General features: G+C 73.3%; 17 protein-coding genes and 1 riboswitch. Of the genes, 7 read left to right on the top strand and 10 right to left on the bottom strand.

Translation table 11 applies throughout. The features are described 5' to 3' along the window. Positions 1-2: 2 nt before the first annotated feature. Positions 3-761, bottom strand: coding sequence for a cobalt-precorrin-6A reductase (locus tag FHS23_RS15875; RefSeq protein WP_183655651.1), 759 nt, complete (start codon positions 759-761; stop codon positions 3-5). A 77-nt stretch (positions 762-838) separates the two neighbouring features. Between FHS23_RS15875 and FHS23_RS15870 the strand changes: the two genes are divergently transcribed. Beyond that, a complete protein-coding gene (locus FHS23_RS15870) occupies positions 839-1906 on the top strand; it encodes a cobalt-precorrin-5B (C(1))-methyltransferase (RefSeq protein WP_183655649.1) in 1068 nt (355 codons plus the stop codon). Positions 1907-2204: 298 nt separating this feature from the next. Continuing rightward, positions 2205-3026 (top strand): 23S ribosomal RNA methyltransferase Erm, encoded by an 822-nt coding sequence (gene erm / locus FHS23_RS15865; RefSeq protein WP_183655647.1) that lies wholly within the window; start codon positions 2205-2207, stop codon positions 3024-3026. Here erm and FHS23_RS15860 read toward each other — a convergent pair. The 3 genes from FHS23_RS15860 to cbiE are packed head-to-tail and all read right to left on the bottom strand — an operon-like array spanning position 2917 to position 5530. Next, entirely contained in the window at positions 2917-3525 is a 609-nt protein-coding gene (locus FHS23_RS15860; RefSeq protein ID WP_183655645.1) for a DedA family protein, read from the bottom strand. The genes erm and FHS23_RS15860 overlap by 110 nt on opposite strands. A gap of 32 nt (positions 3526-3557) precedes the next feature. Continuing rightward, on the bottom strand, positions 3558-4343 hold the full coding sequence (gene cobM / locus FHS23_RS15855) for a precorrin-4 C(11)-methyltransferase (protein ID WP_183655643.1): 786 nt from the start codon (positions 4341-4343) through the stop codon (positions 3558-3560). Continuing rightward, positions 4340-5530 carry a precorrin-6y C5,15-methyltransferase (decarboxylating) subunit CbiE gene (gene cbiE / locus FHS23_RS15850; protein ID WP_343053985.1) on the bottom strand — a complete coding sequence of 397 codons (1191 nt, stop codon included), beginning with the start codon at positions 5528-5530 and terminating at the stop codon, positions 4340-4342. Before cbiE ends, cobM begins: the two co-directional genes overlap by 4 nt. A gap of 70 nt (positions 5531-5600) precedes the next feature. Beyond that, positions 5601-5690, top strand: a riboswitch (adenosylcobalamin (AdoCbl) riboswitch). Between the two features lie 65 nt (positions 5691-5755). Here cbiE and FHS23_RS15845 point away from each other — a divergent pair. The 4 genes from FHS23_RS15845 to cobC are packed head-to-tail and all read left to right on the top strand — an operon-like array spanning position 5756 to position 10831. Further along, positions 5756-7843: a putative cobaltochelatase gene (locus FHS23_RS15845; RefSeq protein ID WP_183655640.1), complete on the top strand. Its 2088-nt coding sequence runs from the start codon at positions 5756-5758 to the stop codon at positions 7841-7843. After that, entirely contained in the window at positions 7843-8445 is a 603-nt protein-coding gene (cobO, locus tag FHS23_RS23295; protein WP_183655637.1) for a cob(I)yrinic acid a,c-diamide adenosyltransferase, read from the top strand. The genes FHS23_RS15845 and cobO overlap by 1 nt, the downstream gene beginning before the upstream one ends. After that, positions 8439-9779, top strand: a complete 1341-nt coding sequence (locus tag FHS23_RS15835; RefSeq protein ID WP_183655634.1) for a cobyrinic acid a,c-diamide synthase CobB — start codon at positions 8439-8441, stop codon at positions 9777-9779. The genes cobO and FHS23_RS15835 overlap by 7 nt, the downstream gene beginning before the upstream one ends. Next, positions 9776-10831, top strand: a complete 1056-nt coding sequence (gene cobC, locus FHS23_RS15830) for an Rv2231c family histidinol phosphate aminotransferase CobC (protein ID WP_183655631.1) — start codon at positions 9776-9778, stop codon at positions 10829-10831. Before FHS23_RS15835 ends, cobC begins: the two co-directional genes overlap by 4 nt. Before the next feature lie 137 nt (positions 10832-10968). Here the strand turns inward: cobC and FHS23_RS15825 are convergent, their stop codons facing one another. From FHS23_RS15825 to FHS23_RS15810, 4 genes are all read right to left on the bottom strand, one after another. Continuing rightward, positions 10969-11823, bottom strand: a complete 855-nt coding sequence (locus FHS23_RS15825; protein WP_183655628.1) for a thioesterase family protein — start codon at positions 11821-11823, stop codon at positions 10969-10971. A gap of 158 nt (positions 11824-11981) precedes the next feature. After that, entirely contained in the window at positions 11982-12722 is a 741-nt protein-coding gene (locus FHS23_RS15820; protein ID WP_183656202.1) for an adenosylcobinamide-GDP ribazoletransferase, read from the bottom strand. A 73-nt stretch (positions 12723-12795) separates the two neighbouring features. Further along, on the bottom strand, positions 12796-13815 hold the full coding sequence (gene cobT, locus FHS23_RS15815) for a nicotinate-nucleotide--dimethylbenzimidazole phosphoribosyltransferase (RefSeq protein WP_183655624.1): 1020 nt from the start codon (positions 13813-13815) through the stop codon (positions 12796-12798). Positions 13816-13824: 9 nt separating this feature from the next. Beyond that, positions 13825-14469 (bottom strand): bifunctional adenosylcobinamide kinase/adenosylcobinamide-phosphate guanylyltransferase, encoded by a 645-nt coding sequence (locus FHS23_RS15810; RefSeq protein ID WP_183655621.1) that lies wholly within the window; start codon positions 14467-14469, stop codon positions 13825-13827. 39 nt (positions 14470-14508) lie between these two features. Between FHS23_RS15810 and FHS23_RS15805 the strand changes: the two genes are divergently transcribed. Beyond that, positions 14509-15450: a cobalamin biosynthesis protein gene (locus FHS23_RS15805; protein ID WP_425501133.1), complete on the top strand. Its 942-nt coding sequence runs from the start codon at positions 14509-14511 to the stop codon at positions 15448-15450. On the opposite strand, the gene FHS23_RS15800 is transcribed toward FHS23_RS15805, so the two are convergent. Together FHS23_RS15800 and FHS23_RS15795 are read right to left on the bottom strand one after the other, a co-directional pair. Further along, a complete protein-coding gene (locus FHS23_RS15800) occupies positions 15444-16364 on the bottom strand; it encodes a CbtA family protein (protein WP_183655615.1) in 921 nt (306 codons plus the stop codon). The genes FHS23_RS15805 and FHS23_RS15800 overlap by 7 nt on opposite strands. A gap of 16 nt (positions 16365-16380) precedes the next feature. Beyond that, entirely contained in the window at positions 16381-16608 is a 228-nt protein-coding gene (locus tag FHS23_RS15795; RefSeq protein WP_183655612.1) for a CbtB domain-containing protein, read from the bottom strand. Positions 16609-16665 lie beyond the last annotated feature (57 nt).

The raw sequence follows: 16665 nt of genomic DNA, 5'->3' as shown, positions 1-16665 counted from the left end.
GGCTATCGCTTCGTGTGGTCGACAACCCAGCACACGGCGGATTTCACATCGGCCGAACGGGGCATATCCGGACGCGGTGGACGGCGTACGACGATCACCGGAATCCGGGCCTCGCGTGCCGCGTGAAGCTTCGCCGCGGTCATGTCTCCGCCGCTGTCCTTCGTGACGAGCACGTCGATGCGGTGGCGCCGGAGCAGCTCGGACTCGCCGGCGAGCTGGTACGGACCGCGCGACAGGATCACCTCGAGCCGCGGGGGAAGCGGTCCGTCGGACTCGTCCGGCGGGTCGACACAGCGGGCGAGCAGCCACATGTCGAGTCCGGCGAACTCGGCGAGTCCCTGCCTGCCGGTGGTCAGCAGCGCTCTCGTGCCGAGGTGGGGCAGGAGCCGTGCGGCGTCGGCGAGCGTGTCGGCCCAGTGCCAGTCGTCGGCCTCGCCCGCCTGCCACCCGGGCCGTTCGAGACGCAGCACGGGCACGCCCGCAGCCGCGGTCGCGACGGCGGCGGACTCGGAGATGCGCCGCGCGAACGGATGCGTCGCGTCGACCACAGCCCGGACATCGTGGTCGGCCAGCCACCGCGCGAGCCCCCCGGGGCCGCCGAAACCACCCACTCGGATGTCACCCTCCGGGAGGCGTGGCTCGGCCACACGGCCCGCGAGGGACGATGTCACCGGGATGTCGCGGGCGACGAGTTCGGCGGCGAGCGCGCGAGCCTCGGAGGTGCCGCCGAGGATCAGCACCCGTGGAGCGATACTTCCCATGACCGGACAGTCTGACCGAGCCGCCCGCCCGGCCGGGCGAATGTGTGACGTAAGCGAGCGCGTGACGGAGTGATTGTGTGACCGAGCTCCGGTACGGCTGGACGACGGGCGCGTGCGCGACCGCGGCGACGACGGCCGCCTACACCGCGCTGCTGACCGGCGGGTTCCCCGACCCGGTCGAGGTCCGGCTTCCGAAGGACCGGCGCCCGTCGTTCGCGCTGGCCACCGAACGACTCGGCGACGGCGAGGCCAGTGCCGGTGTGATCAAGGACGCCGGTGACGATCCGGACGTCACGCACGGTGCGCTGGTGATCGCCACAGTGCGCCCGGGCGACGAGGGCAGCGGGGTCACCTTCCGGGCGGGCGCGGGCGTCGGGACGGTGACGTTGCCCGGCCTGCCGCTGGACGTCGGCGAGGCCGCGATCAACCCCGTGCCGCGGCGGCTGATGACCGAGGCGGTGGAGCGCGTGGCCGCGGAGCACGGCGCGTCCCCCGACGTCGTCGTCGAGATCGGTATCGACGGCGGCGAGGAGATGGCTCGGCACACGTGGAACCCGCGGCTCGGCATCGTCGGCGGCCTGTCGGTGCTCGGCACCACGGGCGTGGTGGTGCCGTACTCCTGCTCGGCGTGGATCGACAGCATCCGCAGGGGGATCGACGTCGCCCGGGCGCTGGGACTGGAGCACGTCGCAGGCGCGGTGGGATCGACGTCCGAGCGGGTGGCGAAGGAGCTGTACGACCTGCCGGACGAGGCGCTGCTCGACATGGGTGACTTCGCGGGTGCGGTGCTGAAGTACCTGCGTAGGAATCCGGTGCCGCGGCTGACGCTGTCGGGCGGGTTCGCGAAGCTGTCGAAACTCGGGGCGGGTCACCTGGACCTGCACTCGAAGCGGTCACAGGTGGACTTCGGATTGCTGGCTGGCATTGCCGAGGAGGCGGGCCGGGGTGAGCTGGCGACCGTGATCGGCGGGGCGAACACGGCGCTGCACGCGCTGGAACTGGCGCGAGAGGCCGGCCTGGAGCTGGGCGATCTCGTCGCGGAACGTGCCCGCCGGCAGGCCGTCGAGGTGCTGGGCGAGGCGCCCGTGCACGTCGACGTCGTCGCCATCGACCGCGCGGGCACGATCGTCGGCCGCGCAGGCTGACCCCACACTCTCGCAACATCCCTGCGTGGCAGGCGGGGATCCGGTGAGCATTCCCGGCGCGAGGGCGGTTACGTGGTGTAGTGGGAAATTCGGTCGACCGGGCTGTAGGGGTGCGCTAGGTTGGCCGCCATGGGTTCAGGTGCCTTCTTCGTCGCGTTCTTCGTGAGGTTGCGCCGCGCATAGCGGCGGCCTCGGCGTATCGCTCGACTCCTCCGTGCGCCGGCCGTCCTCGGTATGTCCTGCCGGGCGGCCCGCTTCGTGCTGCCCGGGTCATCCCACGGCACCCGGAGAAACACCCGTGTCTCGTCACAGCGGCCGACACGAACTCGGCCAGAACTTCCTCACCGACCGGGCCACGATCGCCCGCATCGTCGACCACGTCGCCCGCACCGATGGCCCGATCATCGAGATCGGCGCCGGAGAGGGCGCCGTCACGCTCCCGCTCGAAACGCTCGACAGGCCGATCACCGCCGTCGAACTCGACGGACGGCTCGTCGCCACGCTCCGGCCGCGGGTGCGGCGGACCCGCGTCGTGCACGCCGACTTCGGTGGCTTCGACCTACCCCGCACGCCGCACGTGATCGTCGGCAACCTGCCGTTCCACCGCACCACCGGCATGCTGCGCCGGGTGCTGGCCGCGGACCACTGGACCGATGCCGTGCTGCTCGTCCAGTGGGAGGTGGCGCGGCGGCGTGCGGGCGTCGGCGGGGCCACCATGATGACCGCCCAGTGGTGGCCGTGGTTCGAGTTCGGCCTGGACCGCCGCGTCCCGGCGTCGGCGTTCACACCTCGTCCCGACGTCGACGGCGGCCTGCTGACGATCACCCGCCGCCCGCGGCCGTTCGTCCCGCAGGCGCAGCGCCGCGACTACGCCGACCTCGTCCACGACGTGTTCACGGGACCGGGGCGCGGCATCGAGGACATCCTGACGCGCCGGTTCGGCCACCGCGCAGCGGTGGGCCGGTGGCTTGCGGACAACGGCGTGCCGCCGACGGTGCTGCCTCGAGGACTCACCGCACGGCAGTGGGCAGCGCTGCACGCGCTGGCGGAACAGTTGCCGGTACGGCGGCCCGGCGGCGAGAGACGATCCGCCGGACGGTCTCGCCCGCGGCGCCGATGACCGTGGCCATGCCGATCCCGGCGAGCAGCGACAGCACCGGGTCGCCGTGGGTGACCGGTGTGATCAGCAGTCCCATGCCCGTCATGTACCCGCACCACACGGCGGAGCTGACGAGCGTCGCCGGGACGAAGCGCGCCACGGGGATGTGTACGCGGCCCGCCGCGGCGACGCTGACGAGGCGGCCGCCCGGCAGGAATCGCACGGCCACGAGCGTGAGTACCGGCCTCCGGTGCAACCACCTGCGTACCCGGGTGTCGTCGCGCTTGCCACGAAGGAACCGGTGCGACGACCGGCCGAGCGTGTACAGCAGGGCGTCGCCGGCGAGCGATCCCGCGAAGGCCGCGGCCGCGAGCGCGGCGACCCGGCCCGCATCGCCAGCGGCCGCGACCGACGACAGCAGCACGGGTTCACTCGGCAGGAACGGCAGTGGGCCGTCGGCCAGCACGGCGAGTGCCAGCAACGGCAGGAGCCACGTACTGCCCAGGAGGTCGCCCGTCATGTCCTCCACGATCGCGGCCGACGGCAGCCCTGTCAGTGGGGCCCGCCCCCGTTCTCGCAGTAGGGGTCACCGGGCGCGTGTCGTTCCCGTCCCGCCGAGTAGAGGAAGCTGTCGGGGAAGTTCTCGGCCGCGAGGACCTTGCCGACGAAGATCATCGCCGCGCGGTTCAGTCCGGCCTCGCGGACCTGGCCTGCGATGTCGCCGAGCGTTCCGCGCAGCACCGTTTCGCCCGGCTGGGTCGCCTTGGCCACCACGGCGGCGGGGCAGTCCGCGCCGTAGTGCGGCAGCAGTTCGTCGACCACCTGCTCGACGCGGTTGATCGCCAGGTGCAGGGCCAGCGTCGTCCCCGACGCGCTCAGCGTGGCCAGGTCCTCGCCCTCGGGCATCGACGTCGACCGTGCCTGCGCCCGGGTGAGGACGAGGCTCTGGCCGACGGTCGGCACGGTCAGCTCGCGGCCCAGCACCGCGGCGGCGGCGGAGAACGCGGGCACTCCGGGGGTGACGTCGTAGGGCACTCCTGCCGCGTCGAGGCGGCGCATCTGCTCGGCGACGGCGCTGTAGACGGCGGGGTCGCCGGAGCACAGCCGGGCGACGTCGTGGCCCGCTTCGTGGGCCTCGATCAGCCTGCCGATGATGTCGTCGAGCGTCAGGTCGGCGGTGTCGACCAGTGCGGCGCCGTCCGGGCAGTGTGCGAGCAGGTCGGTCGGCGTGAGGCTGCCCGGGTAGAGACAGACGCCGCAGCTCGCGAGCTGTTGCTGCCCGCGGACGGTGATCAGGTCGGCGGCGCCCGGTCCGGCACCGATGAAATGGACGGTCACGGCTTTCTCACACTCCATTGCGTTACGGCACGGGCGGGACTCCACCCGGTCAGGCCGCCCAGCGGTGCGGCGCGTTCGACGGAGATCCTGGTCAGTTCGCCGCCGCGGTCGGCGTACTGCGCGGCGAGGGCCTGCTCGGCCTCGAGCGTCACGCCGTGGGCCACCAGTCTGCCGCCGGGGCGCAGGGCGTCCCAGCAGGCGGACAGCACGCCCGCGCCGGCGACGCCGCCGCCGACGAACACGGCGTCGGGGACGGCCAGGCCCGTGAGCGCATCGGGAGCCCTGCCGGTGACGACCTCGATGTCGGGCACTCCGAGGTTCGCCCCGTTGCGGGCGATGCGATCGGCGCGTTCGGGCCGCGACTCCACGGCGATCGCCCGGTTGACCGGGTGCGCGCGGCACCACTCGATCGCGACGCTGCCCGCGCCCGCGCCGACGTCCCACAGCAGCTCGCCGGGCGTCGGGGCGAGCCGGGCGAGTGCGCTCGCCCGCAGGTCGCGTTTGGTGAGCTGGCCGTCGTGGTCGAACGCCTCGTCGGGCAAGCCGGCCAACAGCGAGTACGCCCGACCGGTGCAGGTGATCGCGACGACGTTGAGCGGTGCGACCGCGTCGTGCGGCCAGTCGCGGGCGGTGCCGTCGAGTCTGCGTTCCTCGGGCGAACCAAGATTCTCGAGGACGGTCAGGGTGCTGTCGCCGAACCCGTGGTCGGCCAGCAGTGCCGCGACGCGTCCGGGGGTGTCGGCCCCGGAGCTGAGCACGAGCACCCGCCTGCCCGGGGCGAGCACGCGCAGCACCTTGCGGGCGTCGCGGCCGACGGCGCTGACGACGTCGGTCTCCTCCGCGGTCCAGCCCAGTCGCGCACGGGCCAGGGTGACCGAGGACACCGCGGGCACGATCCGGACCGCGTCGGCGCCGAGCCTGCGCACCAGCGTCCCGCCGATGCCCGACAGCAGCGGATCCCCGCTGGCCAGCACGCCGACCCGGCGGCCGGTCAGCTCGGCCAGCACGTCGTCCAGCGCGGGCAGCAGCGGACTGGGCCAGGGGCGTTTCTCGTACGGGCCGTCCGGGACCAGGTCGAGCTGCCGGGGCCCGCCGAGCAGTACGTCGCACGTCTCGAGCTCCGCACGCGAGGCCGGAGGCAGCGCCCGCCACCCGTCCGCGCCGATGCCCACCACGGTGATTGTCACGTCGAGTCACGGTAGTTGTGTTGCGGCGAACACCCGCGGGCGGTGGAACGTGTGCGATGATGCGCGGGAAGCGGTCGCCGTGGAACCCGGTGCGAATCCGGGACGGTCCCGCCACTGTGACCGGCCTACGGGTCGGGGAAGTCAGAGCTTCGGTGGCCGCGGGAATGCTTGCGTGGTGTGAAGCCCGGTGGGCGTGGAAACCCGCCGTCGAGCAAGGGAGTCTGCATGCGGCCGTACCCGTTCACGGCAGTCGTCGGAATGGCCGAACTGCGCCTGGCGCTCCTGTTGTGCACCATCTCACCGTCGATCGGCGGCGTGCTGGTACGCGGGGAGAAGGGCACGGCGAAGTCCACCATGGTGCGCGCCCTCGCGGGGCTGCTGCCCGATGTGGACGTCGTCGACGGTTGCCGGTTCTCGTGTGACCCGGAGGCGCCCGACCCGTCGTGTCCCGACGGTCCACACCGGACGGTCTCGTCGTCCCAGCGGCCCGCGCGGCTGGTGGAACTTCCCGTCGGGGCCGCCGAGGAGCGCGTCGTCGGCTCGCTCGACCTGGAACGCGCGCTGCGCGACGGGGTCACGGACTTCCAGCCCGGCCTGCTCGCGGGTGCGCACCGCGGGATGCTCTACGTCGACGAGGTCAACCTGCTGCACGACCACCTGGTCGACACGCTGCTCGACGCGGCGGCGATGGGCCGGGTGACGGTCGAGCGGGAAGGTGCGTCGGTCTCGCACGCCGCTCGGTTCGTGCTCATCGGAACGATGAACCCCGAGGAAGGCGAACTGCGGCCCCAGCTGCTCGACCGATTCGGGCTGACCGTCGAGGTCTCGTCCAGCCGCGACGCCGCCGAGCGGGTCGAGGTCGTGCGGCGGCGACTCGCGTACGAATCGGATCCGGACGCGTTCGCCGCGGGCTATGCCGACGACGACGCCTCCCTTGCCGCCGAGATCGCCGCGGCGCGCAAACTGTTGCCGTCGGTGGAGTTGACCGACGAGGCGCTGCTGCAGATCGCCGAGGTGTGCGCGGCGTTCGAGGTCGACGGTATGCGGGCCGACATCGTCACGGCACGCACCGCCGTGGCGCACGCGGCCTGGTGCGGCCGCACGACTGTGTCCACAGAGGACATCCGCGTCGCGGCGAGGCTGGCGTTGCCGCACCGGCGCAGGCGCAACCCGTTCGACGCGCCGGGAATCGACTCCGAACAGCTCGAACAGGCGTTGCAGGACGCCCAGCCACCGGAGGACGACCCCGACGGCGACGGCCCGGACGGCGACGGCCCGGACGACGGGGGCGAGGGCGACCCGGAGGGTCCCGACGATGGTGGACCCGACGACAGTGGTCCCGACGACAGTGGTCCCGACGGCGGCCCCGGCGGGGGAGCGCCCGACGAGAACCCGCAACACGAGCCCCGGAATCCGCAACACGAGCCCCCGGGCCCGCAACACGGCGACGCGGACGCGGGGAGCCAGGACGGTGCCGCACCGCGCACCGAGCAGCGCGCAGGCACGGACACGCCGTACCGGGCGAAGCTGTTCACCGTGGACGGCGCCGGTTCCGGCGCGGACGGCAGGCGTTCCCGGTCCGAAGGGGAGCGGGGCCGGATCGTCGGCGTCCGGCCCGACGGCACCCGGAGCGGATCGCCGCACCTCGTCGCCACCTTGCGTGCGGCGGCCCGGCACCGGCCGCAGCGTGGCCCACGCGCCGACGGTGCCGGCCCGGTCGTGCTGCCCCGGGATCTGCGCTTCGCCCGGCGGGAAGGCAAGGAGGGCAACCTCGTCCTGCTGTGTGTCGACGCGTCCGGCTCGATGGGGTCGAAAGCACGGATCCGTGAGGTGAAGACCGCCGTCCTGTCGTTGCTGCTGGACGCTTACCAGCGCAGGGACAAGGTCGGGTTGGTCACGTTCCGCGCGTCCGAGGCGGAGGTGGCGCTGCCGCCGACGGGCAGCGTCGACGTCGCGGCCGCCCGGCTGGAGCAGTTGCCGACCGGTGGGCGCACGCCGCTCGCCGAAGGGCTGACGCGGGCCGCCGAGGTGCTGCGGGTCGAGGCGCTGCGCGACGGCGACCGCAGGCCGTTGCTGGTGGTGGTGACCGACGGCCGCGCCACCAGCGGGCCGGAGGCGCTGGCCCGTGCGCACACCGCCGCGGACGGCCTGGCGCGCACGGGCGTGTCCACTGTGGTCATGGACTGTGAGACCGGCCGCATGCGGCTCGGCCTGGCGAAGACCCTGGCGGGCCGGCTCGGAGCGGAACACGTGGCTGTCGGGGACGTGGCGGCGGAGAAGTTGACCGACGAGGTGAAACGGAGGGCGGCCTGATGCCGCAGGGGAAGCCGGCCGCGGTGCCGGACGACGGACTGACCACGCGGCAGCGGCGCAACCGCCCGATCGTGGCGGTCCACACGGGATCGATGAAGGGCAAGTCCACCGCGGCGTTCGGTATGGCGCTGCGGGCGTGGAACCAGGGCTGGAACATCGGTGTGTTCCAGTTCGTCAAGTCCGCCAAGTGGCGTGTGGGTGAGGAGAACGCGCTGCGCACGCTCGGCGAGACAGGCCAGGGCGGCCCCGTCGAGTGGCACAAGATGGGCGAGGGCTGGAGCTGGTCCCGCAAGAAGGGCACCGACGAGGACCACGCCGCCAGCGCCCGCGAGGGCTGGACGGAGATCAAACGCAGGCTCGGCGAGGAGACGCACGACTTCTACGTGCTCGACGAGTTCACCTACCCGCTGCATTGGGGCTGGGTCGACGTCGACGACGTGGTGGAGACGCTGCGGGACCGGCCCGGCCGTCAGCACGTGGTGATCACCGGCCGCAACGCTCCGCAGGCCTTGCTGGACTCCGCCGATCTCGTCGCCGAGATGTCGAAGGTCAAACACCCCATGGACGCCGGGCAAAAGGGCCAGCGGGGCATCGAGTGGTAGCGCGCGTCGTCATCGCCGCGCCCGGGTCCGGGCACGGGAAGACGACCGTCGCGACCGGACTGATGGCCGCGCTCCGGGATCGCGGTACGGCGGTCTCCGGGCACAAGGTCGGCCCCGATTTCATCGATCCGAGCTACCACGCGATGGCCACCGGCAGACCCGCCCGCAACCTGGACCCGTTCTTGCAGGGAGAGCACCGCGTCGTGCCGTTGTTGCAGCACGGATCGAGCGGCGCCGACGTCGCGGTCGTCGAAGGCGTGATGGGCCTGTTCGACGGTGCGCTGGGCACCGACGGCTACGCCTCGACGGCGCACGTCGCACGGCTGATCGACGCCCCGGTGGTGCTGGTCGTCGATGCCAGTGCGGCCAGCCGGAGTGTCGCGGCGCTCGTGCTGGGGTTCGCGCGTTACGACCCGGACCTCGAGCTCGCCGGCGTGATCCTCAACAAGCTGGGCTCGCAGCGGCACGAGGACGAGATCCGTGGGGCGCTCGCGCCGACGGGCATTCCCGTGCTGGGCGCGCTCCGTCGCAGCGACGACATCCACGCGCCGAGCAGGCACCTCGGACTCGTTCCCGCCGGTGAGCGGGAGACCGACGCGCGGGAGCTGCTGCCCAAACTGGCCGACTGGATCTCGGGCGGGGTGGACCTCGACGCGGTCATGGGCGTCGCTCGGGGAGCGCGGCCACTGACCGCCGAGCCGTGGTCACCGGGCCCGGTCCACAGCGGACCACGCGCCGTGGTGGCCGCCGCGGCCGGTGAGGCGTTCACGTTCCGCTACACCGAGACCGTCGAGCTGCTCGCGGCCCACGGCGTCGACGTCGTGGACTTCGACCCGCTGCGGGACGAGGCGTTGCCGCCCGAGTGTGCCGGCATGTACTTCGGTGGCGGGTTCCCCGAGGCGCATCTCGAGCGGCTGTCGGCGAACGAGCCGCTGCGCATCGCGATCGGCGACGCCCTCGCCGGCGGCATGCCCGCGGTCGCCGAATGCGCGGGCCTGCTGTATCTGTGCCGGGAACTGGACGGACTGCCGATGGTCGGCGCGCTGGACGCCACGGCCCGCATGACCCGGCGGGGCGCGCTCGGCTACCGGACGGCCACCGCGGCGTCCGACAACCTGCTCGCCGCCGAGGGCGACCCCGCGCGCGGGCACGAGTTCCACCGCACCGTCGTCGAACCACGCGCGGGCGCGACGGCTGCGTGGCGCTGGAACGGCGAGTCGGAGGGGTTCGCGAGTCCGACGCTGCACGCGTCCTATCTGCACGTCCACTGGGCGGGACATCCCGAGCTGGCACGGACGTTCGCCGACGCGGTGCACCGGAGGGCGGCCCGATGATCGGCACGGAGGGCAGCGCGGGCGGGGACGGCAGAGTGGCTCACGACGTCGATCTGTGGCATCACGGCGACCGCGAGGTCGGTGACGGCCTCGTGGACCTCGCCGTGAACGTCCGTGTGCCGCAGCCGCCGGAGTGGCTGTTGGCCGAGCTACGCGACAGTCTGTCGGCCGTGGCCGCCTACCCCGACGTGGCCGGGGCGGTCGAGGCGATCGCGGCGCGGCACGGCAGGAGCCGGGAGGACGTGCTGCCGACCGCGGGCGGTGCGGAGGCGTTCACGCTGCTGGCGCGGGCGTGGCCCGGATGCAGGCCGGTCGTGGTGCACCCGCAGTTCACCGAGCCCGAGGCGGCGCTGCTCGCCGCGGGCCACGACGTGACCCGTGTGGAGTTGACCGAATCCGGCGGGTTCGCGCTCGACGCCGACCTGGTGCCCGCCGACGCCGACCTGGTGTTCGTGGGCAACCCGACGAACCCCACGTCGGTGCTGCACCCGGCGGCGTCGATCCGGGCCTTGGCGCGACCCGGCAGGCTCGTCGTCGTCGACGAGGCGTTCCTCGACGCGGTGCCGGGCGAACCGGAAAGCCTCGCACCGGAACGGATCCCGGGCGTGGCCGTGGTGCGCAGTCTGACGAAGACGTGGGGCATCGCCGGGCTGCGCGCGGGCTATGTGCTCGCCGAACCCGTGGTCGTCGAACGGTTGCGCGGGCTTCAGCCGCCGTGGTCGGTGTCGACCCCGGCGGCCGTGGCGATGACGGCCTGCAGCAGGCCGGGTGCGGTGGCCGAGGCGGAGGCGCTGGCCCGGGAGGCCGAGGCGGACCGGGACCGGCTGGTCTCCCGGTTGCGGAATCTCGGCGTCGAGGTGGCAGGCACGCCGCGCGCGCCGTTCGTGCTGGTACGGGTGCCGGGTGGGGAGAAGATCCGGCTGGCGTTGCGCGAGGCGGGTTACGCCGTGCGGCGCGCGGACACGTTCCCCGGACTCGGCCCGGATTGGCTGCGTATCGCCGTGCGCTCCGACATGGACGACTTCCTCGACGCGCTGGCGGTTCTCCTGTAACCGCCTGTCCTGCACTCAGCCCCGCACGTTCTGCCTTCGGGCAGCATGTTCTGCATTCGGCGGCCGGCCGTCCGCCCCGCGAGCACGCCGCATTCCGTGGTGCGTTCGGACGGGGCGTTCCACGTCCGGCTGCGCGGTCACCGGACGAGGGCGAGCTGCCGGGACTGGGCGACCAGCACGCCGCGCGAGTCCCAGATCTCGAAGTCCTCCTCGTGGTGTCCGCCGGACAGATGCTTCGTGAACGCGCGGCAGGCGAGCCAACCCGGTGCGGGCCTGGCCCGGACGTGCACGGTGAGCTCGATCGTCGACGATCCACCCACGCCGAGGTCGAGCGCGACGGGGGCAGCGGCGTCGACGAGCATCGCGAGGGCGGTCGTGTCGGCGTCGCGCCCGTCGGCGAACCGCATCCAGAACTCGGAGATCGGCTCCCCGGACGGCGTGCCGTACCAGAAACCGGGGACCCGATCGAGCCGGTACTCGATGCGCGCGGCCACGGTGGCGCCGGGCTGCTCGCTCAGCGTCAGCGGATCCGTACAGGTCTCCGGTCCGGCGAGCGCGGGTGCGGTGTTGGTGAACGCGACCGATTCGGGTGGGGCGACGGAGTCGTGCGGGGCGACCGGGCCGTTGCCGGCGGCCGGAGCGGACACCCCCTCGAGGTCGGCGTACGTGGCCTGCGCGAGCAGCACCGCGCCGCCCTGCTGGGACAGACGGGCACAGCCGGTCGCCGTTCTGCGGCCCTGTTTCACGACCTCGGTGGCGATCTCGGCGGGGCCGGGTGTGCCGGGCCGCACGAAGTGTGCCGACACCACCAGCGGGTCGGGCATCGCCATCTGATCGCCGAGCGCCCGCACACACAATGCCAGCAGATATCCGCCGTTGGCCACGCCCTCGCGTATCGCCCAGCGGTCCGAGACGGTCGTGGAGTAGTGGCCGTCCCCGGATGCGGTGACGGCGGTGTCGGTGTCGAACTCGGACCATGCGGTCGTGGTCATCGCTGCCCCTCTCTTCTCGGCACCATGATCGGTGGCGGTGACGACGCATGTCGATGACCTCAGAGATAACGGCTGACGCGGTCGGAGCTGTGTCCTCGTGGGGAGGGCCGGGTGACGCGTAGCCGAGTGCAGCACACGCGCGGGGTTGTTGTCCCGGGTCAGATGCTGAGGATCGCCAGCGTTGCGGCGAGGGCGGTCTCGACGCAGGCGCCGAGGACATCGCCGGTGATGCCGCCGAGCCGCCGCACGCATCGCCCGAGCAGCGCGCCCGCCACGCACCACCCTGCCAGCACCGCGGCAGGGCCCTGCCACCACGCGATCGCCGGGTCGAATCCGGCCAGCACCGACAGCGCCGCCACCGTCAGCGCGACCGCCGCGGCGACCGGCACCGGGACCGCGCCGGCCACCGCCGCACCCAGACCTTCCGGCCGCGCCGACGGTACGAACCGCGTACAGCACAGCGGCAGGACCACACGGCTGGCGACCAGAGCCACGACGATGCCCGTGACACCGGCGCCGGCCGCGACCACGCCCGCCAACGCACCGGTCTGGATCAGCAGCGTCAGCACCAGGGTGGCGACGCCCGTCGGTCCGGCGTCGCCGCGGCGCATGATGTCGAGCGCTCGCCCGCGGTCGTAGGAGGCGCTCAGCCCGTCGGCGGTGTCGGCGAGGCCGTCGAGGTGCAGTCCACGGGTCGTCAGCGCCACCGTTGCGAGCGCCAGTGCCGCCACGACGAACGACGGCAGCTGGATCAGCCCCCCGACCCAGACGACGATGCCCGCGGCCGCGGCGAGTGCGAGTCCCGCGAGCGGCGCGGCCGTCATGGCCGTTCCCGCGACGCGGCGGTCGATGGCGGTCGGTGCGGGCACGGGCAACGCCGTCAGCGTGCCGAACGCCATGCGCAGGCCGTCGCCCGCGGCAGGCCCGGACGCCGCACCGTCTTCCGGGCCCGAGCCGGTGGTGGGTTCGTGCTCACCCAAGGTCGGCCAGCCGTCCCATGCCCGCCAGCACGGCGCGGGCGTTGCGCAGGACCGGAACGGCCTGCACGGCGCCGCTGCCCTCGCCCAGTCGCAACCCCAGGTCGAGAATCGGTTCCAGACCCAAGGCTTTGAGGGCAAACGCTTGCGCCGGTTCGGTCGACCGGTGCCCGGCGACCCACCACCGTTCGGCACCCGGTGCGATCTCCCGTGCCACGACCGCGGCCGCGCACGGGAACACGCCGTCCAGCACCACCGGAACCTTCCGCTCGGCCGCACGCACCAGGAACCCCGCCGTCGCCGCCGCGCACGCACTCCCCAGCGAGGTCAGCACCGCGAACGGATCGTCGGTGGCTGCGCGCGCGAGTGCTCGCTCGAGTACCGCCACCTTGCGGGCGCGGCCGTCGCCGTCGACACCGGTGCCCGTGCCGACCACGTCCTCGGCAGGCAGCCCCAGCACCGCGGCCACGAGCGCCGAGGCGATCGTCGTGTTGCCGATGCCCATGTCGCCGGGAACGAGCAGGTCCGCCCCGTCGTCGATGTCGGCGTCGGCGGCCGCGGCACCCCCGTCGAACGCCTGCCGCGCCTGACCGGGTTCGAGCGCGTCCGCGACGTCGATCGAGCCGGAACCGCGCCGGACCTTGTGCCGCCGCACGTCGTCGGGCACGTCGTCGAGCGGGTCGTCCACCGCCAGGTCCAGCACCCGCACCCGGGCGCCGACCTCGCGGGCCAGCACGTTCACGCCGGACTCACCCGCCAGGAACACCCGCACCATCGCCGCCGTCAGATGCCGCGGGTACGCCGACACCGCCCCGGAGACCGACACCCCGTGGTCGCCCGCGAACACCACGACCCGCACGTCGTCCAGCCGGCGCGGCGGCACCTCACCGTGTGCGGCACACAGCCAGGCGGCCAGGTGCTCGAGCCTGCCGAGTGCGCCGACCGGCTTGACCAGCCCGTCGAGCTGCTGCAGCGCCTCGTCGCGGGCGCGGTCGTCGAGTGGGGGGATCTGCACGGTGTTCTCCTATTCCAGCGTCAGCACACGGCCGGCGACGATCAGCCGGACCGCGTCGGAATGCGTGGCCACGGCGGTGTTCAGGGCCCCGAGCACGTCACGGAAGATGCGGCCCGAGGCCGACGCGGGAACGACGCCGCTGCCGACCTCGTTGCTCACCGCGATCGCGGGCACGGCGGCCTGCCGCCACGCGTCGGCGAACGCACCGAGCCGTTCGTCCACGCGTTGCTGCCAGCCGTCGCGTTGCTCCCACGCCCCGGACTCGTCGAGCACGCGCGTCAACCACGTTCCGAGGCAGTCGATGAGCACCGGGGAGTCGGCGTCGCGCAGGGCGGCCGTGACGTCGCCGGTCTCCACGGTCGTCCAGTGCGACGGCCTGCGCGCGCGGTGGGCGGCCACGCGGGCGCTCCACTCGGGGTCGTCGTCGCTCGGCGGCATCCCGGCGGCGATGTAGGTCACCGCGGGATACCTGCCCGCGAGCTCCTCGGCGTACCGCGACTTGCCCGAACGCACGCCGCCGAGCACGAGCGTCTTGCCGCCGTCGACGTCGTTGACCCGCTTCGTGGGCTGCCCGCGGCCGCGCAGCGCCGAGGCCGCGGCCTCGAGGCGGCGAGCCGCGGACTCGGCGAGACGCCTCTTCGCATCGTTCGTCATGCAGGGCATTCTGGACCACTCGTTAGGGTGAGCGCTGTGATCCGTGTTCAAGCTGTCACCGTCGCCGGGATCGTTGCCGGGTACGCGGCCGACGTCGTCGGCGGCGACCCTCGGCGGGGACACCCCGTCGCGCTGTTCGGCACTGCTGCGGCGGCCCTCGAGAGGCGCATGTGGGCCGACTCCCGCCTGCGCGGCTTGGCGTACGCGGGAGTGTGTGCGGGCGGCGCGGTCGCGGCCGGAGCGGCGTTGTCGGCCGTGACCCGGCGCAGGCCGGCGGCCCGGTTCGCCGCCACCGCCGTCACCACGTGGGCCGTGCTCGGCGGGACGGGACTGGCCCGCGAGGGCGACGTCATGGCCCGACACCTGGAGGCGGGCGACCTGCCCGGAGCGCGCGCCCGGCTCGGCCACCTGTGCGGGCGTGACGCCACCGAACTCGACGGCACGGGACTCGCCCGCGCCGCGACTGAATCGATCGCCGAGAACACCTCGGACGCGGTCGTCGCGCCGCTCGTGTGGGGCGGGCTCGCGGGCCTGCCCGGGCTGCTCGGCTACCGCGCACTGAACACCCTCGACGCGATGGTCGGGCACCGCTGCGCCCGGTACGAACGCTTCGGTTGGGCGGCCGCGCGGGCCGACGACGTCGCGAACCTCGTCCCCTCGCGGTTGTCGGCGCTGGCCGCCGCCGTCACCGCACCCGGCGTCGGAGGGCGGCCCGCCCGTGCACTGCGGGTGTGGCGCCGTGACGCCCATCGGCACCCGAGCCCCAACGCCGGTCCCGTCGAGGCCGCGTTCGCGGGCGCGCTCGGTGTGCGGCTGGGCGGAACCAACGTCTACGGCGGGCGCACCGAGGACCGCGGCACGCTCGGTGACGGTCCGTCGCCGCAAGCCGCAGACCTCGGACGCGCCGTGCGCCTGTCGAGGCTCGTCGGGCTGGCCTCGTTGACCGTCACCGCGGGCGTCGCCGCGATCCGCCGTCACTGACGCACCGCAACCGGGCCGCCGGTTCCCTGCGGCGCCCGGGACCCGAGGGCCTTCTCGGCCAGCACGGCGAAGGTGACGCCGAGCGCGCCCCACAGCACTACCTGCGTGCCGAGCGAGGCGAGGCGGAAGTCCCACAGCAGGGAGCCGGGGAAGTCGTTCGGCACCTCGTCGACCGCGGGTAGGAGCGCCCCCGCCACGGCCATCACGGTGACGTAGGCACCCACGCCCAGCAGGCCGCCGCTCGCGGCACCGACGCGGTCGGCCGCCGCTCTGCCGGCGGCCATCGCCAGTATCGCGGCGACCACCGACAGCGCCAGGAATCCGAAGTAGAGGGCGGTGCGGTCCTCGATCGTTCCGGCCTGGCCCACCGCAGGCGGATTCGCCGGATACTTCAGGAACGGCACCAGCACCACCACGGTGAATCCGCCCGCGGCGAGCAGCGCCGCCGACACGCGGGGCGGCAGCGTGGTCACCCTGCCCTGCAGGACGGCGAACGCGATCGCGAACAGGCCACCCACCGCGACGGCGTACCCGGTCACGCCGGTCAGCAGACCGAACGTGCTCTGCACCCCACGGCCGACGAGCGCGTCGTCACCGTGCGCGTGTCCGGATGTGGCGCCGGATTCCGCGGCATGGCCGGAGGATTCGGCGTGGTCGTGCGGGGCGGCGTGGTCGTGTGGGGCGCTGTGGTCGTGTGGCGCGCTGTGGCCGTGGGACGCCGTGTCGTCGTGTGGCGCGCTGTGGCCGGGTCGGGCTTCGCCGCGTGTGTCGGCGTGGGATTCCGTGCTGGGGGAGTCCTCGAGTCCGATGGCGGTGTCGACCGGCGGTTCACCCACGAAGAAGGCGAACACGGTCGCGAGCAGTCCGGCGGCGAGGCCCGCGAGCATGCCGCGGACCAACAAGGTCCTCATCATCGTTTCCCCCGCCCGGTCAGTGGCAGGGGAAGGCCAGCAAGTGCCGGCCGTCGTGGACGAACTCGTGGACCAGACCGTCCGACACCACCGAGACGGCGCCCGCCTCGGTGGTGACGAACAGCAGCACGAGCAGCGCCAGCACGGTGGTGAAGACCGCCCACGGCACGATCTCCCGCAGCGGGATACGGACGGCACCCGGATGGGCGGTGGAACGGGGGACGGAGACGACGTGCGTCTGCGACATCGCGGTACCTCCTTGGGCTTGTCGCGGCCCGGTCGGTGGGTGGCGATGGCGGTGGGT

This window comes from Prauserella isguenensis (assembly GCF_014191605.1).
GTDB classification, from domain to species: domain Bacteria; phylum Actinomycetota; class Actinomycetes; order Mycobacteriales; family Pseudonocardiaceae; genus Prauserella; species Prauserella isguenensis.
This window is presented reverse-complemented; position numbering and strand designations above follow the sequence as displayed.

Excerpts from the sequence above, each read along its gene's own strand:
- FHS23_RS15810 (WP_183655621.1), bottom strand. The coding sequence starts at position 14,469 with ATGACGAACGATGCGAAGAGGCGTCTCGCCGAGTCCGCGGCTCGCCGC.
- FHS23_RS15800 (WP_183655615.1), bottom strand. The coding sequence starts at position 16,364 with ATGATGAGGACCTTGTTGGTCCGCGGCATGCTCGCGGGCCTCGCCGCC.
- FHS23_RS15820 (WP_183656202.1), bottom strand. The coding sequence starts at position 12,722 with ATGGCGTTCGGCACGCTGACGGCGTTGCCCGTGCCCGCACCGACCGCC.
- FHS23_RS15845 (WP_183655640.1), top strand. The coding sequence starts at position 5,756 with ATGCGGCCGTACCCGTTCACGGCAGTCGTCGGAATGGCCGAACTGCGC.
- FHS23_RS15795 (WP_183655612.1), bottom strand. The coding sequence starts at position 16,608 with ATGTCGCAGACGCACGTCGTCTCCGTCCCCCGTTCCACCGCCCATCCG.
- FHS23_RS15875 (WP_183655651.1), bottom strand. The coding sequence starts at position 761 with ATGGGAAGTATCGCTCCACGGGTGCTGATCCTCGGCGGCACCTCCGAG.
- cobO (WP_183655637.1), top strand. The coding sequence starts at position 7,843 with ATGCCGCAGGGGAAGCCGGCCGCGGTGCCGGACGACGGACTGACCACG.
- FHS23_RS15825 (WP_183655628.1), bottom strand. The coding sequence starts at position 11,823 with ATGACCACGACCGCATGGTCCGAGTTCGACACCGACACCGCCGTCACC.
- FHS23_RS15860 (WP_183655645.1), bottom strand. The coding sequence starts at position 3,525 with ATGACGGGCGACCTCCTGGGCAGTACGTGGCTCCTGCCGTTGCTGGCA.
- cobC (WP_183655631.1), top strand. The coding sequence starts at position 9,776 with ATGATCGGCACGGAGGGCAGCGCGGGCGGGGACGGCAGAGTGGCTCAC.